A 17,242-nucleotide genomic window follows, 5' to 3' on the forward strand; every position below is an offset into this window, starting at 1 on the left:
GATTGATCCATGTCCTCTCGCGAGATCCGCATCGCCACCCGTAAAAGTGCCCTCGCCCTCTGGCAGGCCGAATACGTCAAAGCCCGCCTCGAGAGCGCCCATCCGGGCCTGACCGTGACGCTGGTGCCCATGGTCAGTCGCGGCGACAAGCTGCTGGACTCGCCGCTGTCGAAAATCGGTGGCAAGGGCCTGTTCGTCAAGGAGCTTGAGACCGCCTTGTTGGACAACGAGGCCGACATTGCCGTGCATTCCATGAAAGATGTGCCCATGGACTTCCCTGAAAGCCTGGGCCTTTTCTGTATTTGCGAGCGGGAAGATCCGCGCGATGCGTTCGTCTCAAATACATTTCCCAGCCTGGAAGCGCTACCTGCCGGGAGCGTGGTGGGCACGTCCAGCCTGCGTCGCCAGGCGCAATTGCTGAGCCGTCGTCCCGACCTGCAGATCCGTTTCCTGCGAGGCAACGTCAACACGCGCCTGGCCAAGCTCGATGCCGGCGAGTATGACGCCATCATCTTGGCCGCCGCAGGCTTGATACGCCTGGGCTTCGAGGACCGCATCACCTCAGCCATCAGCGTCGATGACAGCCTGCCCGCCGGTGGACAGGGTGCGGTGGGTATCGAGTGCCGCAGCGCGGACAGCGCAATTCACGCCCTGCTGGCGCCGCTGCACCATGAAGACACCGCGGTGCGAGTCTTCGCTGAGCGAGCGCTGAATAAGCATCTGAACGGCGGTTGCCAGGTACCGATTGCCTGCTACGCCGTGCTTGAAGGAGAGCAGGTCTGGTTGCGCGGCCTGGTGGGCGATCCGAACGGTGACCAACTGCTCAGCGCCGAAGCACGGGCGCCGCGCCGCGACGCCGAAGCGTTGGGTGTGCGGGTCGCCGAAGACCTGTTGAGCCAGGGCGCCGACGACATCCTCAAGAAGGTCTACGGCGAGGCAGGTCACGCGTGAAGGGGTGGCGGCTGCTGCTCACCCGGCCGGCGGACGAGTCTTCGGCCTTGGCGGCTGTGTTGGCGCAAGCGGGGGTCTATAGCAGCAGCTTGCCGTTATTGGATATCGAGCCGGTTCCCGTGTCCGAGTCCGGGCTCGCCATGCTCAAGGCGCTGGATCAGTATTGTGCGGTGATTGTAGTCAGCAAACCCGCCGCGCGTCTGTGCGTGGAACTGTTGCGCCAACACGGGTCGCATCCGCCGCAGCTGCCATGGTTCAGCGTAGGGGCCGCGACCGGGCGAATTCTTGCCGACGCCGGCCTGAGCGTTTTTTATCCTGATGACGGCGATGACAGCGAAGCCTTGCTTGAACTCGCAGCATTGCGGGAGGCTATCGAACGGCCCGAGGCCCGTGTCTTGATCGTGCGTGGTGAAGGCGGGCGCGGCTTGCTGGCGGAGCGCTTGCGCGAGCAAGGTGCTAGTGTCGATTACCTGGAACTGTACCGGCGCGGCCTGCCGCATTACCACGAAGGTGAGTTGCCGGCGAAGGTCGAAGCGGAACGCCTGAACGCGCTGGTGGTCAGCAGTGGGCAGAGCTTCGAGCATCTGCACCGGCTTGCCGGTCAAGCGTGGCCCGCCCTGGCGCGGCTACCGTTGTTTGTTCCAAGCCCCAGGGTCGCCGAGTTGGCGCGTGCCGCCGGGGCCCGGACAGTTGTGGATTGCCGTGGCGCCAGCGCCGCGGCTTTGCTGGCGGCTTTACGGGAACAATCCGTGCCGTTTTCTAATGCAAAGGATGGATACGTGAGCGAAACAGCCTTGCCAAAAGATCAAGACCAGCCAGCGATCGAAGCGCCGATTGAAACGCCGGCCCCCACGGCGCCGCGTCGCGGCAACGGCCTGGCAATTGTCGCGTTGTTGTTGGGCGCCGCTGGCGTAGCCGTGGGTGGTTGGGGCATCTGGCAAGTGCGTCACTTGCAGGCCAATACCCAACAACAATCCGCCCAGGTCCAGGCGCTCAATGACCAGGCTCAGAGCCTGAAGCTCAATGATCAACGCCTGAACGAGCGCCTGGAGCAACTGCCGCCGGCTCAAGAGCTGGAAGAGCGGCGGCGCCAGGTCGCCCAGTTGCAAGGCGATCAGCAACGCCTCAATCAGCGCCTGGAAACCGTGTTGGGTGCCAGTCGCAAGGATTGGCGCCTGGCCGAGGCCGAACATCTGTTGCGCCTGGCCAGCCTGCGTCTTTCAGCGCTGCAAGACATCAGCAGCGCTCAGGCGCTGGTCCAGGGCGCGGACGAAATCCTGCGCGAACAGAACGACCCGGGCTCGTTCGCCGCTCGCGAGCAGTTGGCCAAGACCCTTGCAGCGCTGCGCAGTACCGAACAACCGGATCGCACCGGCTTGTTCTTGCAACTGGGCGCCCTGCGTGACCAGGTGCTGAAGCTTTCGGAGCTGGCTCCCGAATACAAGGATCGCGGTGAATCCCTGTTGGGCCTGACCGCCGATGGCGATGGCGCCAGCCGGTGGGCGCAGTGGTGGGACCGACTCTCGCGTTACATCCGCATCGATTTCAATGCCGACGAAAACGTCCGCCCGCTCCTGGCCGGGCAGAGCCTGATGCAGGTGCGCCTGGCCTTGAGCCTGGCGCTGGAGCAGGCGCAATGGGCCGCCCTCAACGGCCAGGCAGCGGTGTATACCCAGGCGCTGGCCGAAGCTCGTGACGTGCTCAAGAACAATTTCAATCAGGACAACCCGCAGAGCAAAGTCATGCTTGAGCGAGTCGTTGAACTGAGCAAGTCGCCGGTGACGGTGGTCACGCCGGACCTGACCGGCACCCTGAGCGCCGTCCAGGCCTATCTTGAGCGCCGCAATGTGAATGCCGAGGAATCGGTCAAGCCGATGCCCAAGGCGGGCGAGCAGGAGACCACGCCATGAAACGCCTCTACGTGATTCTGTTCGTCGTCATTGCCGTTGCCGCCGTGCTCGGCATGGCGATTGCCGAGCATTCGGGTTACGTGCTGGTGGCGTACAAGAATTTCCGTTACGAAGCCGGACTCTGGGTCACCCTGGCGTTGGTCGCGGTGCTCTGGCTGGTGTGGCGGGGCGCGAGTGCGTTGATCGGGCTGGTGACTACTTCCAGTGGCGTGGTCAACCCGTGGTCGCGACGCAATCGCAGCCGTCGCGTGCAAGTGGCGATCGAACACGGCCAGTTGGATTTGGCCGAAGGGCGCTGGGCCAGCGCCCAGCGACATTTGCATCGTGCCGCCGAAGCCGAGCGCCAACCCCTGCTGTATTACCTCGGTGCCGCCCGTGCGGCCAATGAGCAAGGCCTCTACGAGCAAAGCGACAGTCTGCTGGAGCGTGCCCTGGAGCGCCAGCCCCAGGCTGAGCTGGCCATTGCGTTGACGCATGCGCAACTGCAGACGGATCGGGGCGACACCGACGGTGCGCTGGGCACGCTGCAAGCCATGCATGAACGTCATCCCCATAATGCCCAGACCTTGCGCCAACTCCAGCGACTGCACCAGCAACGCGGGGATTGGTCGGCGGTGATCCGGCTGCTGCCGGAGTTGCGCAAGGACAAAGTCCTGCCAGCGGCCGAACTGGCGGAACTGGAGCGTCGGGCCTGGGGCGAGAACCTCACCCTGGCGGCTCAACGCGAAGCCGACGGCAGTGTCGGCCTGCAATCGCTCAGCCGCGCCTGGCAACAGCTGACCTCCGCCCAGCGCCAGGAGCCGGCACTGGTATTGGCCTACGCCGAGCAACTTCGGCAACTGGGGGCCCAAGTGGAAGCCGAAGAGGTTTTGCGGGCCGCGCTCAAGCGCCATTACGACAGCCACCTGGCACGTTTGTACGGATTGGTTCGTGGCGGTGATCCGATCCGGCAACTTCAAGCGGCCGAGGGTTGGCTCAAGGACCATCCGAATGATCCGAGCCTGCTCCTGACGTTGGGGCGCCTGTGCCTGCAAAACAGTTTATGGGGCAAGGCCAGGGATTATCTCGAAAGCAGCCTGCGGGCCCAGCGCAATCCCGAGGCGTGTGCGGAGCTGGCCCGGTTGCTGGCACAGCTGGGGGACGCCGAGCGCAGTAATCAGTTGTTCCAGGAGGGCTTGGGATTGCTGGATGAGCGCTTGCTGGCGGCGCCCTTGCCGGTTTCGTCCCAAGTCCTGGCCACTTGAGACGGATGTTGTTTGTGGCGAAGGCACTGTAGCGGGGAAGCGTTGAATTTCGTCCGATTTAGGGGCTCCCGGCGTGCCTTCAGCAAAGTCCTACGGCTGATGACGCTAAGTCCCATGATGTCTGTCGGGAATTCCATCCACTCCTGGCGAACTCTCCGCAACAGCCTGCCTTGAAAGGCCAGAGGGCTTTCCTCTACCGTAACAGCTTGTCTCTCCTGTTACGGAACCGCCATGTCTTTGGCCAGCTCACGCTTCTTGTTTTTCATGGCTTCCATCGCAGCAGCCTTGGCTTTGGGCGTCGCCAGTTATCTGGAATACGCGGTCGGCCTTTCCCCGTGCAGCTTGTGCATTCTGCAACGGTTATGCCTGATGCTGTTCCTGATGAATTGCCTGGGTGCATGCGTACATGGCCCAGGCCGAAGGGGCTGCATGGTTTATGCAGCAACGGCGGTGATTTTCGCGTCGGCAGGGCTGGCCCTGGCGTGGCGCAATGTTCTGGTGCAGACCGGTTCTGATGAGCTTTGGCCTGACTGCATTACCCACCTGAGAGGGGCAGATTCCTGGTGGCACGCCATGCGTCACGTTGCCAATGGCGCGTCCGATTGCACGAACATCACTTGGACGCTGTTCGATCTGAGCGTCCCCGAATGGAGCCTGCTGTTTTTTCTCGCCGTATCTGTTTCGATGACCTACCTGCTGTTGCGCCTGGCCTGGAATGCCCTGCTACGGCCCTTTAGTGGCAAGACGTCGCAGTTGGTCCGGGCGCTGGATTAAACACTTGTATGAACTTTATCTCCTGCGTACCTTGAAGCAGCTGTCGTGCGGGCATAATCTGGCCCGCACGTATCATTGGAATCATGCCACTCGATCATGTTGTGTCTGGCTTGCCCCTGGTTATACAGGCGTGTTTCAGACTGCGAGGGGATGACTCAGAAGGGAAGAAATCACCATGCTCGAAAGTTGTCAGAATGCTCAGGAACGCTGGGGTGGGGTGCATCTGCTGATCGACCGCTGGTTGCAGGAGCGTCACGAACTGGTTCGAGCCTATGATGCTCTTGGCGACAAGCCTGAAGCACTGAGTGAAAGTCGCAAGCCTTTGCAGGAGTTTTGCGGTGTGCTGGTGGACTATGTGTCGGCCGGTCATTTCGAGATCTACGAACAGCTGACGGGCGAGGCGAAGGCCTTCAATGACAAGCGTGGCCTGGAACTGGCCGATACGATTTATCCGCGCATCGACGTCATTACCGAGAAGCTGCTGGCCTTCAATGACCTCTGCGATGAAGGCAAATGCGTAGCGGAAAAATTCAAGGAACTGGGCGGTTTGTTGCATGAGCGTTTCGAGCTGGAGGATTGCCTGATCGAGGTGCTGCACAACGCCCACAAGGAAGAGGCTACCGCCCAGGCTTGAGGGGCTTGCAGTAACAGGAAACGGTGCGCATTGCGCGCCGTTTTTCGTTCAAGGCTTCAGGTCGTCGCGCCGAGCAATTCGATTTCAAACACCAGCGGCGTGAATGGAGGAATCACGTCTCCTGCACCTTCGGCGCCATAGGCCAGGGTCGAGGGAATCACCAAGCGCCACTTCGCGCCCACCGGCATCTGCGGCAGTGCGCTGCGCCAGCCATCAATCACGCTGTCAAGGTTGAACCACTGCGGCTGATGGTTGGAATCAAATACGGTGCCGTCCGGCAATTTACCGACATACCGCACCTGGACCTTGCCGTGGGGTCCGGCTTTCGCGCCGCTGCCTGACTTGAGTTCGGTCAGCAGAATGCCGTCCGGCAGTTGCTGGACGCCTGGCCGGTTTTTTTCCTCGCTGAGAAATTTCTGCTCCGTCTTCAGCGCCATTGCTTCTTGCGGTGTTGCCGACTGCGCCGTCAGTTGCGCCTGGTGTTCGGCCAGGATTCGTTCGATGCGTTCATCCTCCAGGGCCAATGGCTTGCCGAGGTAGGCTTGTTGCAGACCTTCGACCAGAGCCTGTATCTGTAGGTCGGGCACGTCTTGGCGCAGGCGTTCGCCCAGGCTTGCGCCGAGACTGTAGGCCAGGTCGCGGGCATCGTTTGCGTTGGTTTTTTCGGCGGCCTGAGCCATGGAGCAAACCATGCAAAGGAGTAAAAAAAGGTGACGCGACATGTGTTCTTTCTCCGGCCTCGATTCGAGGGATTATGCCAGTGCCGATATCAATAAAAGCGAGTTGCCCAGGCGACGACGCAGAAGATTTTTCGTCTCGTGCAACGCAACGCCATGAGTAGTGTCAACATGCCCTAGCGGCGGTTCAAGCAGAGGTCTAGTATGAGCCGCACTCACGTCAGTCAGGAGGTAAACCATGTCGGCCACCAAGAAGCCTGTAAATACTCCGTTGCACTTGCTCCAACAACTGTCGGGCAGCTTGCTCGAGCATTTGGAAAATGCCTGCTCCCAAGCCCTGGCTGATGCTGAAAAACTGCTCGCCAAACTGGAAAAGCAACGCGGCAAGGCGCAGGAAAAACTGCACAAGTCGCGCACCAAGCTGCAAGACGCGGCAACCGCCGGCAAGGCCAAGGCACAAGCCAAGGCCAAGGACGGCGTGAAAGAACTCGAAAACTTGCTCGATGCCTTGAAGGATCGTCAATCCGAAACCCGTGCGTACATCCTCCAACTCAAACGTGATGCCCAGGAAAGCCTGAAGTTGGCCCAAGGTGTCGGTCGCGTCCAGGAAGCTGCGAGCAAGGCGCTGAGTCTTCGTGCTGCCAAGCCTGCCGCTGTATCGGCCAAGAAACCGGCCGCTAAACCTGTCGCGGCAAAACCCGCGGCCAAGGTGGTTGCCAAGCCAGCCGTCAAGGCTGGGGCAAAAGCGCCTGGCAAGCCAGCGGCCAAACCCGCCGCGAAAAAAACCGCTGCCGCCAGCGCTGTGAAACCTGTCGCGAAAACCGCCTCCACCAAGGTTGCCGCCAAGCCTGCTGCAAAAACCGCGGCCGCCAAACCCGCTGCTGCCAAGCCTGCTGCAAAAGCGACCACCAAGCCGGTTGCCAAGCCTGCCGCTAAGACCGTCACCGCCAAACCCGCCGCGACGAAAACTGCTGCTGCCAAACCTGCTGCCAAAGCAGCCACGAAACCTGCCGCTGGCAAACCGGCAACCAGGCCTGCGGCAGCCAAGACTGCTGCTGCAAAACCCGCCGCGGCCAAGCCAGTTGCGAAGCCAACGGCCAAGCCAGCTGCTGCCAAAGCTGCGGCCAAGCCTGCTGCGGCCAAGCCTGCCGCTAAACCCGCCGCGACCAAGCCGGCCGCTGCAAAACCTGCTGCCAAGCCTGCCGTGAAGAAGCCCGCTGCGGCAAAACCGGCGACTGCTCCAGCCGCCAAGCCTGCGGCTCCAGCAACCACGCCAGCAGCGACATCCGCTCCTGCGGCGAGCACGCCAGCACCGGCGCTGAATCCAAGCGTCACCACGGCATCGAGCACCACGCCACCTAGCGCTTCTTAAGCACGCGATACCGCGACGCGCAGCTGATGCAGCGCGTCGTGGTTGGGTAGGTCGGCGCTCGCCGCCAGCCTTGGCAGCCATTGCGCTGCATCTTGCTGTTGTCCTTCTGGCCAGCTTTGGGCCGCTGCCTCCAATCGTTCGAGCAATTGCCGTTCGGCTTCCAGTTCCAGCCTCTTGACCTGTTCGCGAAGATCACTCAGCCCTGTGTTCCGGAGGGCGTGCTCTTTCCATCGGGTACGCAACGTGCGCAACGGTTGTACGACCGCTGCGTCCCAAGGCTCGGCCAGCTGCCAAAGCTGTTGCAGTCGTTGTTCGTTGCACATCACACCGCGTCGTTCCAGCCACAGCCCACAAAGCACCAGGCAGACGTTCGCGCCACACGCCTGTAGCGCCAGGCACGCAGGCTCCACGCCAGGCTTGGCATAAAGGTTGACCGCAAAGCTCCATAGATCAGAGGACATCGTGCTACTCGCGCCAGTTGCGAGCGAAGCTGGTAGACTCCGCCGCCATTATGATTCGACTTCAGAACCTGACTTTACAGCGTGGCCCGCAACGTCTGCTAGAAGACGCCGAGCTGACCCTGCACGCCGGCCACAAAGCCGGCCTCATCGGTGCCAACGGCGCCGGCAAATCAAGCCTGTTCGCTTTGTTGCGCGGCGAGTTGCACCCCGATTCCGGTGATTGCTTCCTGCCGGCCGATTGGCGCATTGCCCATATGCGCCAGGAGGTCGATACGCTCGAACGCCTGGCGGTGGATTATGTGCTCGACGGCGACTTGCGTCTGCGTCAGGTTCAGCGCGACCTTGAGGCCGCCGAAGCGGCCCATGATGGCGCCGCCCAGGCTCGCCTGCACTCCGAGCTCGATAGCGCCGACGGCTACACCGCCGATGCCCGCGCACGCAAATTGCTGGCCGGGCTGGGTTTTACCAACGAGCAGATGGATCGCCAGGTCGGCGATTTCTCCGGTGGCTGGCGGATGCGCCTGAACCTGGCGCAAGCCTTGATGTGCCCGTCGGACCTGCTGTTGCTCGACGAGCCCACCAACCACCTCGACCTCGACGCGATCATTTGGCTTGAGGACTGGCTCAAGAACTATCCCGGCACGCTGCTGCTGATTTCCCACGACCGCGACTTCCTCGACGCCGTGGTGGATCACGTCGCGCACGTCGACCAGCGCAAGATCACCTTGTACCGCGGCGGTTATAGCGCCTTCGAGCGTGCCCGCGCCGAGCGCCTGGCGCAACAGCAGCAGGCGTACGAGAAGCAGCAGGCGCAGCGTGCGCACATGGAAAGCTACATCGCTCGCTTCAAGGCCCAGGCCACCAAGGCCCGCCAGGCCCAGAGCCGGATCAAGGCACTGGAGCGGATGGAAGAGCTGTCGGCGGCCCATGTCGATTCGCCGTTCGATTTTGTCTTCCGCGAATCGTCCAAGATATCCAGTCCGCTGATCGATCTGTCCGACGCGCGATTGGGCTATGGCGATAAAACCGTTCTGGAGAAGGTCAAGTTGCAATTGACCCCCGGTGCGCGAATCGGTCTGCTGGGGCCCAACGGTGCCGGCAAGTCGACCCTGATCAAGAACCTTTCCGGTGAGCTGCAGCCGTTGGCCGGACGCCTGACGCGGGGTGAAAACACCGTGGTCGGCTATTTCGCCCAGCATCAATTGGATTCCCTGGATGCCAAGGCCAGTCCGTTGCTGCATCTGCAACGCCTGGCGCCGACCGAGCGCGAGCAGACGCTGAGGGATTTCCTTGGCGGTTTTGACTTCCGCGGTGCACGGATCGACGAGCCGGTGCTGAATTTTTCCGGTGGCGAAAAGGCTCGACTGGCGCTGGCGCTGATCGCTTGGGACCGGCCGAACCTGTTGTTGCTCGACGAACCGACCAACCACCTGGACCTGGAAATGCGCCTGGCCTTGACCATGGCCTTGCAGGAATTCAGCGGGGCGGTGCTGGTGGTGTCCCACGATCGGCACTTGCTCAAGAGCACCACGGACAACTTTTTCCTGGTGGCCGACGGCAAAGTCGAAGAGTTCGATGGCGACCTCGAAGACTATGCGCGCTGGCTGGTGGAATATCGCCAGCGCAACGCACCCGTCAGCAGCACGCCGGTGAACCCGGACAAGACCGACAAGAAAGCCCAGCGCCAGGCCGCCGCGGCGTTGCGTCAGCAATTGGCGCCGCACAAGCGCGAGGCCGACAAGCTCGAAGCCGAGTTGGGCAAGCTGCATGAGAAACTGCAGAAAATCGAAACCAGCCTTGGCGACAGTGGTCTCTACGAGGCGGCACGCAAGGATGAGCTGCGTGATCTGCTGGCTGAACAGGCCAGGCTGAAGGTCAAGGAAGCGGAACTTGAGGAGGCGTGGATGCTAGCCCTGGAATTGCTCGAAAACCTGCAAGCGGAGTTGGAGGCGTTGTCCTGATGGAAGCGTTGTCCTTGCCCATACCCGTCATGTGGATCGAGCCGATCTGGCTCGGCGTGCAAATCCTGCTGATCCTGTTGTCGGGTTATGTTGCCCAACGTTTCGTGGCGCGCGCGCTGACGGGCCTTGGCGAACGCTACCCATTGCCGACCCAGTTGGTGATCATCCTGCGTGGCGTGCTGCGCTGGCTGATCATGGGCAGCGCGGTGCTGGTGGCCCTGGAGCGCCTGGGCGTGTCTGCCACCGTGCTGTGGACCGCGTTGTCGGGGTTCGTCGCGGTGGCGGCGGTGGCGTTCTTCGCGATCTGGAGCGTGCTGTCGAACCTGCTGTGCGCCATTCTGATCTACACCGTCGGGCCGTTCCGCCTCGGTGACGTGGTCGAGCTGGTAGAGGCCACCGACAAACCCGGCATCAAGGGGCGGGTCGTGGCCATCAACCTGCTCTACACCACGCTGATCGAACCCGAAGAACTGGGTACCGGTAGTTCCATGGTGCAAGTGCCCAATAGTCTGTTCTTCCAGCGTTCGGTCCGACGCTGGCGTGGCAGCGAGGCCTTCCCGGTCGGCGGTTTTGTCGAGTAGACCGATTCCCCCTGGTTTCGGAAAAAAACGGTGGTGATCCGCACGGCGGCGCATTAGCTTATTCGTTTCGACGAGTCTGAGCCGAGGTGTGCGATGTTGCTGGAAACGTGGCTGGCGTTCTTCGCCGCATGTTGGGTTATCAGCCTTTCGCCGGGCGCGGGTGCGATTGCATCGATGTCCAGCGGCCTGCAATACGGCTTTTGGCGCGGATATTGGAACGCCCTGGGCTTGCAGTTGGGCCTGGCGCTGCAAATCGTGATCGTCGCGGCGGGTGTTGGCGCGATCCTCACCGCGTCCGCCACCGCGTTCTATGCGATCAAATGGTTTGGCGTCGCGTACTTGGTCTATCTGGGTGTCAAGCAGTGGCGGGCCATTCCCGCTGACCTCAGCGACGACGCGGCCGTGCGACCCATCGGCAAGCCGCTGGCGCTGGTGTTTCGAGGCTTCCTGGTCAACATCAGCAACCCCAAGGCCTTGGTGTTCATGCTTGCGGTGCTGCCGCAGTTCATCGATCCCCACGCACCCTTGATCAAGCAATACCTGATCCTGGGCCTGACCATGATCTGCGTCGACCTCATCGTCATGGCCGGGTACACCGGACTGGCGTCCAAGGTCCTGCGCCTGTTGCGCACGCCGAAACAGCAACGGCGGATGAACCGAACCTTTGCCGGGCTGTTCATCGGCGCGGCGGGTTTGCTGGCGACGATTCGCAGGGCTTCGGTGTAGCTACTGCGGCGAAGGTGAGCTTTTGTGGCGAGGGAGCAAGCTCCCTCGCCACGAAAAAGCAGTTAGCTGGCAATGCGATTCAGCGCAGGATCACCGGCGCCGTATCCCTCGGCAGGTTATTACGCTGCACCGGTTCCCCAGCCCGTTCATGGCTCGGGCCGCCGAGCTGCTCGCTCATCTGCCGCGCCACGTCTTCTCCCAGGGCCTTGGACACCTCACGTACCACCCGCGGACGATTGAGGCTTATGCGCACGTCCCGATGGTTCAACAGCTTGGTGTCCTGGCCTTCGCCCATGGCGGTAAACGCCGAGGTGATTTCAAAGGTCTTGGTATTGATCAGGCTGAAATCGGCCACCAGCGTCAGCGCAAGCACAGCCGAGTAACTGTCTGCAGTGCCCAGTTCGTTGATGTCGCGGGTGAAATCGATGTCCGACACGGTGCCGAACAGCACGTAGTCGGCGCCCTTGAAATTTCCCGCCTTGATTCGCTTGATCACGTCGTAGACGTCGCCCTTGGACGATGCCGTATACGGCGTGCCCTGCACCAGCTGGAACATCCCGCTGCGCAGGATTTCACCCTTGATGTCACCGGTAAACTTGCGCAGTTCACCTTGCTCGATATAGCTGCTGGTGGCCTCCATCTCGCTGTAGCTTGACGAAGCGCTGGCGCTGTAGGGGTTCGCCTGGAAATTGCTCTGGGCCGAAACCGTATGGATGTATTCCTCCACGCGTTCCTGATACGCCAGGTCAGTCACTGCGACTCTTGGGGCCGCCTGCGCGCTGAACGCGCAAGCCAGGGCCATAATGCCGATCCATGTGCGCATGGGTTAGCGCTCCGTCGTCTTGCGGATTTCTTTCTCGTCCATCCATTCGGCCAGACCGCTTTCAACGTCGATCAATTGCAGGCTGAATTTGTAGAAGACGTCCTTGTAGTCTTCGCTGCGCTTGACGATCGAGCTGATGGAACCCTCGATGCGATATTTGGCTGCGATCATGTTGCCGGTCTTGGCCACGGTGCTCTTTTTGTACAGGCCACTCTGGTTTTGCAGCTTGAGCTGGTCAACCTGGCTGTCCATGGCGTTGTTGTCGCTGGCAAAGCGTGCCGCGCCGGTCTTCATCAGTTGGGTCTTGATGCTGGTGGTGATTTCGCGGGTATCGATGTATTCGCTGGTCTTGTTCTTCACGTCATAGACCTGGACCACCGGACGGCCCTGCAAGACGCCCGATTGGGCGAGGGAGCGGGTCATGGATTCGGCGATCATTTGCAGGTCGGTGGAGCCGAACTCGTTGGTGACGGTTTCCACGGCCTTGGTGTCGCCATAGCTGATGTTCTTGTTGCCCAGGACCGGTGAATTGTTGGCGCAGCCGCTGACGAGCAGGGCGACGAGGGCAAGGGATGAAATGCGTACAAACATGTGGGTGCTCTCAAATAACTGCAAAAAGGTTTTTGTCCGGCCAGCCTTACGGGGTGTTGATTTCCAAACGGAAGTCCACCGCCTTGGATGTTGGCGCAATGGCCGGCAGGAAGCGCGTCTGTTCGCCATACAGCGTCAGGGTTTTCCAGCTTTCCTCTTCCGCGATCGGAAAACCTTCCGGCCCCAGCCAGGCAAAGCGGTAATACATCGTCTTGTTGTTGAAACTGGTATTGCTCAACTGCACGTTGACGGTCATGTAGCCGTTTTCCCGGGCGACGCGCATGGCGCCGACCACGATATTCTTGGTCTTGCCCATCGCCACGACCTTGCTGGCGGCGCTGCCGGGTTCCGGCGGCGGGGTGGCGCAACCGGCCAGCAAGGCCAGGACGCCGACGGCGATCAGTTTTAAACGCATGTGAACAAGACTCCGTTCTTAAGGTTGCTTGAGAGCGATGGCGGTCGGGTTGGCGCTCGGGATCACCTGGGCCGCGAGGCCGCCGGCGAAGACCTGATTGCCCACCGCCCGCAGGCTGATGACTTGGTAACGCTGGTCGATCTTGACCTTGACCACCGAGCCGCCTACCGCGCTGGGCAGGGTGACCTGGTGTTCGCCTTTTTTCAGGCGCAGGCGCACCACCTGGGTGTAATCCGGCAGGGTGCGCCAGGTCCGGGTGTCGGCGCCTTCGAGCACGGCCGAGGTGATGCCCACGGCCAGGCCGGCCAGGGGATTGGTTTCGTTGATCTGTTTTTGCGCCACGCCACGGGTAATCGCCCGCACGGAAGTGCGCAGGATGATCCCTGGCATGTCATCGCGCAGGGCGCGGCGGGACATGGCCGTGGTGCTGTTGAGCTGGGTCAGGTCCAGCTGACGGCCGTCGATGCCGATCTGGGTAAAGGTAGCGGTGGACGTGTCTGGCTTGATCAGCGGGAACGACAATGGCGTGATGACCAGATTGCCGCTGATGGGCAAGGGCAGCGGGACGCGGATTGAATCCCGGGACGGTGCCAGGCCGCTCTGCACCACGACCAGGATGTCGCTGTCGTCGTCCTTGGCGGCAGGCTTGTCGAGGTTGAGCAGCGCCTGCTCCAGCAGCGGTGTGTTGGGGCGCAGTTCGGCGGCTTTGCGATAACCCGGGGCGGCCAGATCTTTTTCACCCAGGGCTTCGTAGACGAAACCGGCCAGGTAATGGCTGAACGCGCTCTGATAACTGTTTTTCAGGCTCACCACTTCCGGGGCGTCCAGGCTCGCCACCGGATAACCTCGCAGGTCCTTGTATTCGGTCGTGACTCCTTGCTTCTCGGCGTCCTCCTCGCGCTTGAGGTATTCCTTGTCGCGCAAGTCGGCGATCACGGCTTCGCGCTCGTGGGTCTTCTTGATCTGCGTCCGGGCGCCGTCGAAATCGTTCACGGCCAGCAAGTTCAAGGCCATCTGCGTGGTGAGCATGACTTTTTCATAGTCGTAGCCCTCGTAGCGCCGGACTTTGTCGTTGACCAGGAAGCTGCCGAACTGCGCCAGGTACTTGGCGGTATCGAGCTTGACGGCGTCTTCCCACTGCCCGACTTGCTGGTCGGCGCTGCCCCAGGCGGTCTGGCTGCCGGAGAGGTCGCCCTTGGCGCGCAGCAGCTCGCCTTTTTCGAAGAAATACAGCAGGTCTTTGTCCTGGCCGGAATTGTTCTTTTCCAGCAGGGTCAACGCCGCGTCGACGTTGCCGGAGGCCAGTTGCTGATTGGTCTGGGCCAACTCGCTGTCGTAATTGCGAAAGGCAGAACAGCCGGACAGCAAAGTGATCGCGCCAAGGGCGACCGAAAAAAGGGCACGGGATGCCATGAACACTTCTTCCCTGAGTATCAGCCGGGTGTGCGGGTCGGGCTGGGACGATCCACGGACAGGCACCGGGGTGCCGTCGGTTCCTCAAGACCAGAGGAGCGTTTATGCCGTCTGTCTATAAGAGGGCCGCGCATTATAAACAGGGGTTTTAGTTAGATAGTGGCTTTTTAATCGCTAAATGATGTTTTTGTGATGTCATCTCCAAAGCATGAACATCCGATGAAAATGTGCGCCGAAAGCGCATCGGCACTTGAGCCAAGGGCATTGGAAGTGAACAATGTGTTACTTCTTATTTCCAATCGAGAGTCATTCATGACTGCCCCGTTTCGTTTCCTGGCCTGGCTGGCGTTGCCCTTGCTTGCGCTATGCAGTGCCAGCTTGCTGGCTGACCCTATTGAAGGTGCGCCCCAGGCCCTGCATTTGTTGGATTACATCGGGGCGGATTACCCGGCAACTGTCGAGGCCGGAAAGGTCGTCGACGAGGCTGAATACCGTGAGCAACTTGAATTTACCGGGGCGCTGGAGGGGCTGGTCGGCGCACTGCCGGCCAAACCGGAAAAGGCCGAGTTGAGTCAAGGCATCAATTCTTTGCACAAGGCGATTACCGAGCGCCAGGACGGTGGTGACGTTTCCCGCCTGGCGCGGCAGTTGGGCGCACAGCTGGCCGTGGCGTACGAAGTCAGCCAGGCGCCGATCATCACCCCGGATCCGACCCGCGGTGCGCCGCTGTACGCCCAGCATTGCTCGGTCTGCCACGGGGACACTGGCGCCGGCGACGGTCCTGCCGGCGTCGGCCTGGAGCCGCCACCCGCGAACCTGCGTGACGGCCAACGCCTGGATCGGCTGAGCCTCTATGCGATCTACAACACATTGGGCATGGGCGTCGAAGGCACGGACATGCCGGCCTTCGCTGACCAGCTCGATGACCGTCAGCGTTGGGACCTGGCGACCTACATTGCCAGCTTCAGCGCCGACCCGGCGGCGGCCAAGAGTGAACAGCCGTACAACCTCGCCGACCTCGCCCGCCAGACCCCGGCGGAAATCCTGGCCGCCCAGGGCCCTGCGTCGGCCGCAACTTTCCGCGCCCAGCGGGCCCAGCCACCACAAGTGCAGCGCGGTCCGGCGCAGTTGCTCGACTACACCGCCGCGACTTTGGACAAAAGCATCGCGGCGTATCGTGCCGGTGATCGTGACCAGGCGTACGACTTATCGGTAGCGGCGTACTTGGAAGGCTTCGAGCTGGTGGAAAGCTCCCTCGATAACGTCGACGCCAACGTGCGTAAAGACACCGAAAAGACCTTGATGGCCTTCCGTCAATCACTGCAGGATGGCTTGCCAGTCGAGCAGGCCGAGCAGCGTCTGGACGTTGCCAAGGCCAAGTTGAAGGAGTCCGCCGGCCTGTTGGGCGGTGATGGATTGAGCTGGTCGCTGAGCTACATCTCCGGCTTGCTGATCTTGCTGCGTGAAGGCCTCGAAGCGATTCTGGTGCTGGCGGCTATCCTGGCGTTCCTGCGCAACACCGGGCAGCAATCGGCGGTTCGCAGCGTCAACGTCGGTTGGGGGTTGGCATTGCTTGCCGGCTTGGCGACCTGGGGCCTGGCTGCGTATGTGATCGACGTCAGCGGCGCGCAGCGGGAGCTGCTTGAAGGTGCGACGGCGTTGTTCGCCAGCGTGATGGTGCTGTGGTTGGGGGTGTGGATGCACGACCGACGCCACGCAGCGGCCTGGCAGGACTACATCAAGAGCAGCCTGGTGGGCGGCGGTGGTCGTTTCGGCTTTGCCATCCTGGCGTTCTTCTCGGTCTATCGGGAGCTGTTCGAAGTGATCCTGTTTTACGAAACCCTATGGCTGCAGGCCGGTCCTGCCGGGCATGACGCCGTGCTGGCGGGCGGCGCGACGGCGCTGGTCCTGCTGGTAGGGTTGGCCTGGGTGATTTTGCGAGGTTCGGCGAAATTGCCGCTGGCGCTGTTCTTCAGCATCAACGCTGCGCTGCTATGTGCGTTGTCGGTGGTATTCGCCGGGCATGGGGTGAAGGCCTTGCAGGAAGCCGGGATCTTCGGCACCCACCCGGTGGCCTTTTTCGACTTCGATTGGCTGGGCATCCATGCCGATGCGTATTCACTCGCGGCCCAGGCTGTGGCGATGACGGCCATCGTTGTGTTGTACGGGCGTAGCTGGGTGGCGCAGAAGCGTCGAGTTCAGGTTTCCTGAACATCAACATGAGGAAACAACGCAATGCGTGTATGGATCGACGCCGATGCCTGCCCGAAGGCGGCGAAGGAGCTGGTGGTCAAGTTCGCCTTGAAGCGCCAGTTCGAGGTGCTGCTGGTCGCCGGGCAACCGCAGACCAAGCCGGGCCTGGCCCTGGTGAAGCTGATCGTGGTGCCCAGCGGTCCTGACGCGGCGGACGACTATCTGGTGGAGCATGCCGTGCCGGGTGAACTGGTGATTTGCAGCGACGTGCCGTTGGCCGACCGTCTCGTGAAGAAGGGCGTCGCTGCCCTGGATCCCCGCGGCAAGGAGTTCGACGCGCAGAACATGGGTGACCGCCTGGCGGTGCGCAACCTGTTCACCGATCTGCGTGAACAGGGGCATATGGCCGGCGGCCCGGCGGCTTACAGCGAACGGGACAAGCAGGGGTTTGCCAATGCGCTGGACCGGATACTGACGCGTTTGGCCCGCTTGTCCTGAGCCTTCCCGCCAGGTCGG

The 17,242-nt window shown here is 61.7% G+C and carries 17 protein-coding genes and 1 pseudogene; 12 read left to right on the forward strand and 6 right to left on the reverse strand.

Annotated features, from left to right (window positions below; all coding sequences use genetic code 11):
- Positions 1-9: 9 nt before the first annotated feature.
- The 6 genes and pseudogenes from hemC to rsd all read left to right on the forward strand — a co-directional run bounded on the left by hemC (position 10) and on the right by rsd (position 5,513).
- Positions 10-951: a hydroxymethylbilane synthase gene (hemC, locus tag J3P95_RS01145; RefSeq protein ID WP_434560023.1), complete on the forward strand. Its 942-nt coding sequence runs from the start codon at positions 10-12 to the stop codon at positions 949-951.
- A pseudogene (locus J3P95_RS01150) lies at positions 948-1,694 on the forward strand (uroporphyrinogen-III synthase); the annotation flags it as partial. The gene hemC and the pseudogene J3P95_RS01150, both read left to right, overlap by 4 nt.
- A gap of 36 nt (positions 1,695-1,730) precedes the next feature.
- Positions 1,731-2,861: a uroporphyrinogen-III C-methyltransferase gene (locus J3P95_RS01155; RefSeq protein ID WP_434581314.1), complete on the forward strand. Its 1,131-nt coding sequence runs from the start codon at positions 1,731-1,733 to the stop codon at positions 2,859-2,861.
- Positions 2,858-4,105 (forward strand): heme biosynthesis protein HemY, encoded by a 1,248-nt coding sequence (locus J3P95_RS01160; RefSeq protein ID WP_434560025.1) that lies wholly within the window; start codon positions 2,858-2,860, stop codon positions 4,103-4,105. Before J3P95_RS01155 ends, J3P95_RS01160 begins: the two co-directional genes overlap by 4 nt.
- A 231-nt stretch (positions 4,106-4,336) precedes the next feature.
- A complete protein-coding gene (locus J3P95_RS01165; protein WP_434560027.1) occupies positions 4,337-4,879 on the forward strand; it encodes a disulfide bond formation protein B in 543 nt (180 codons plus the stop codon).
- Positions 4,880-5,054: 175 nt separating this feature from the next.
- Positions 5,055-5,513, forward strand: a complete 459-nt coding sequence (rsd, locus tag J3P95_RS01170; RefSeq protein WP_305497980.1) for a sigma D regulator — start codon at positions 5,055-5,057, stop codon at positions 5,511-5,513.
- A 56-nt stretch (positions 5,514-5,569) separates the two neighbouring features.
- Here the strand turns inward: rsd and J3P95_RS01175 are convergent, their stop codons facing one another.
- Entirely contained in the window at positions 5,570-6,235 is a 666-nt protein-coding gene (locus J3P95_RS01175; RefSeq protein ID WP_434560029.1) for an FKBP-type peptidyl-prolyl cis-trans isomerase, read from the reverse strand.
- 193 nt (positions 6,236-6,428) lie between these two features.
- Between J3P95_RS01175 and J3P95_RS01180 the strand changes: the two genes are divergently transcribed.
- Positions 6,429-7,562, forward strand: a complete 1,134-nt coding sequence (locus J3P95_RS01180) for an AlgP family protein (protein WP_434579062.1) — start codon at positions 6,429-6,431, stop codon at positions 7,560-7,562.
- On the opposite strand, the gene J3P95_RS01185 is transcribed toward J3P95_RS01180, so the two are convergent.
- A complete protein-coding gene (locus J3P95_RS01185) occupies positions 7,559-8,023 on the reverse strand; it encodes a TIGR02444 family protein (protein WP_434579060.1) in 465 nt (154 codons plus the stop codon). The genes J3P95_RS01180 and J3P95_RS01185 overlap by 4 nt on opposite strands.
- 50 nt (positions 8,024-8,073) lie before the next feature.
- Here J3P95_RS01185 and J3P95_RS01190 point away from each other — a divergent pair, with 50 nt between their 5' ends.
- The 3 genes from J3P95_RS01190 (at position 8,074) to rhtB (ending at position 11,291) form a co-directional block, all read left to right on the forward strand.
- Entirely contained in the window at positions 8,074-9,984 is a 1,911-nt protein-coding gene (locus tag J3P95_RS01190) for an ATP-binding cassette domain-containing protein (protein ID WP_434560035.1), read from the forward strand.
- On the forward strand, positions 9,984-10,565 hold the full coding sequence (locus J3P95_RS01195; protein WP_434560037.1) for a mechanosensitive ion channel domain-containing protein: 582 nt from the start codon (positions 9,984-9,986) through the stop codon (positions 10,563-10,565). Before J3P95_RS01190 ends, J3P95_RS01195 begins: the two co-directional genes overlap by 1 nt.
- A gap of 93 nt (positions 10,566-10,658) precedes the next feature.
- Positions 10,659-11,291 carry a homoserine/homoserine lactone efflux protein gene (gene rhtB / locus J3P95_RS01200; protein WP_434579058.1) on the forward strand — a complete coding sequence of 211 codons (633 nt, stop codon included), beginning with the start codon at positions 10,659-10,661 and terminating at the stop codon, positions 11,289-11,291.
- Positions 11,292-11,370: 79 nt separating this feature from the next.
- On the opposite strand, the gene J3P95_RS01205 is transcribed toward rhtB, so the two are convergent.
- Genes J3P95_RS01205 through J3P95_RS01220 form a run of 4 tightly spaced genes read right to left on the reverse strand, consistent with a single transcriptional unit; the run spans position 11,371 to position 14,533 of the window.
- Positions 11,371-12,114, reverse strand: a complete 744-nt coding sequence (locus tag J3P95_RS01205) for a penicillin-binding protein activator LpoB (RefSeq protein WP_434579056.1) — start codon at positions 12,112-12,114, stop codon at positions 11,371-11,373.
- A 3-nt stretch (positions 12,115-12,117) separates the two neighbouring features.
- Entirely contained in the window at positions 12,118-12,705 is a 588-nt protein-coding gene (gene lpoB / locus J3P95_RS01210; protein ID WP_186612758.1) for a penicillin-binding protein activator LpoB, read from the reverse strand.
- Positions 12,706-12,751: 46 nt separating this feature from the next.
- Positions 12,752-13,120, reverse strand: coding sequence for a DUF1425 domain-containing protein (locus J3P95_RS01215; RefSeq protein ID WP_434579054.1), 369 nt, complete (start codon positions 13,118-13,120; stop codon positions 12,752-12,754).
- An 18-nt stretch (positions 13,121-13,138) separates the two neighbouring features.
- Positions 13,139-14,533, reverse strand: a complete 1,395-nt coding sequence (locus J3P95_RS01220) for a COG3014 family protein (protein WP_434579052.1) — start codon at positions 14,531-14,533, stop codon at positions 13,139-13,141.
- Between the two features lie 312 nt (positions 14,534-14,845).
- Here J3P95_RS01220 and J3P95_RS01225 point away from each other — a divergent pair, with 312 nt between their 5' ends.
- Both J3P95_RS01225 and J3P95_RS01230 read left to right on the forward strand, forming a co-directional pair.
- Positions 14,846-16,744, forward strand: a complete 1,899-nt coding sequence (locus tag J3P95_RS01225; protein WP_434579051.1) for an FTR1 family protein — start codon at positions 14,846-14,848, stop codon at positions 16,742-16,744.
- A gap of 24 nt (positions 16,745-16,768) precedes the next feature.
- Positions 16,769-17,224, forward strand: coding sequence for a YaiI/YqxD family protein (locus tag J3P95_RS01230; RefSeq protein WP_434560049.1), 456 nt, complete (start codon positions 16,769-16,771; stop codon positions 17,222-17,224).
- Positions 17,225-17,242: the final 18 nt, after the last annotated feature.

It is taken from the genome of Pseudomonas sp. Z5-35 (assembly GCF_051131945.1).
In the GTDB taxonomy this organism is placed as follows: Bacteria; Pseudomonadota; Gammaproteobacteria; order Pseudomonadales; family Pseudomonadaceae; genus Aquipseudomonas; species Aquipseudomonas marvdashtae.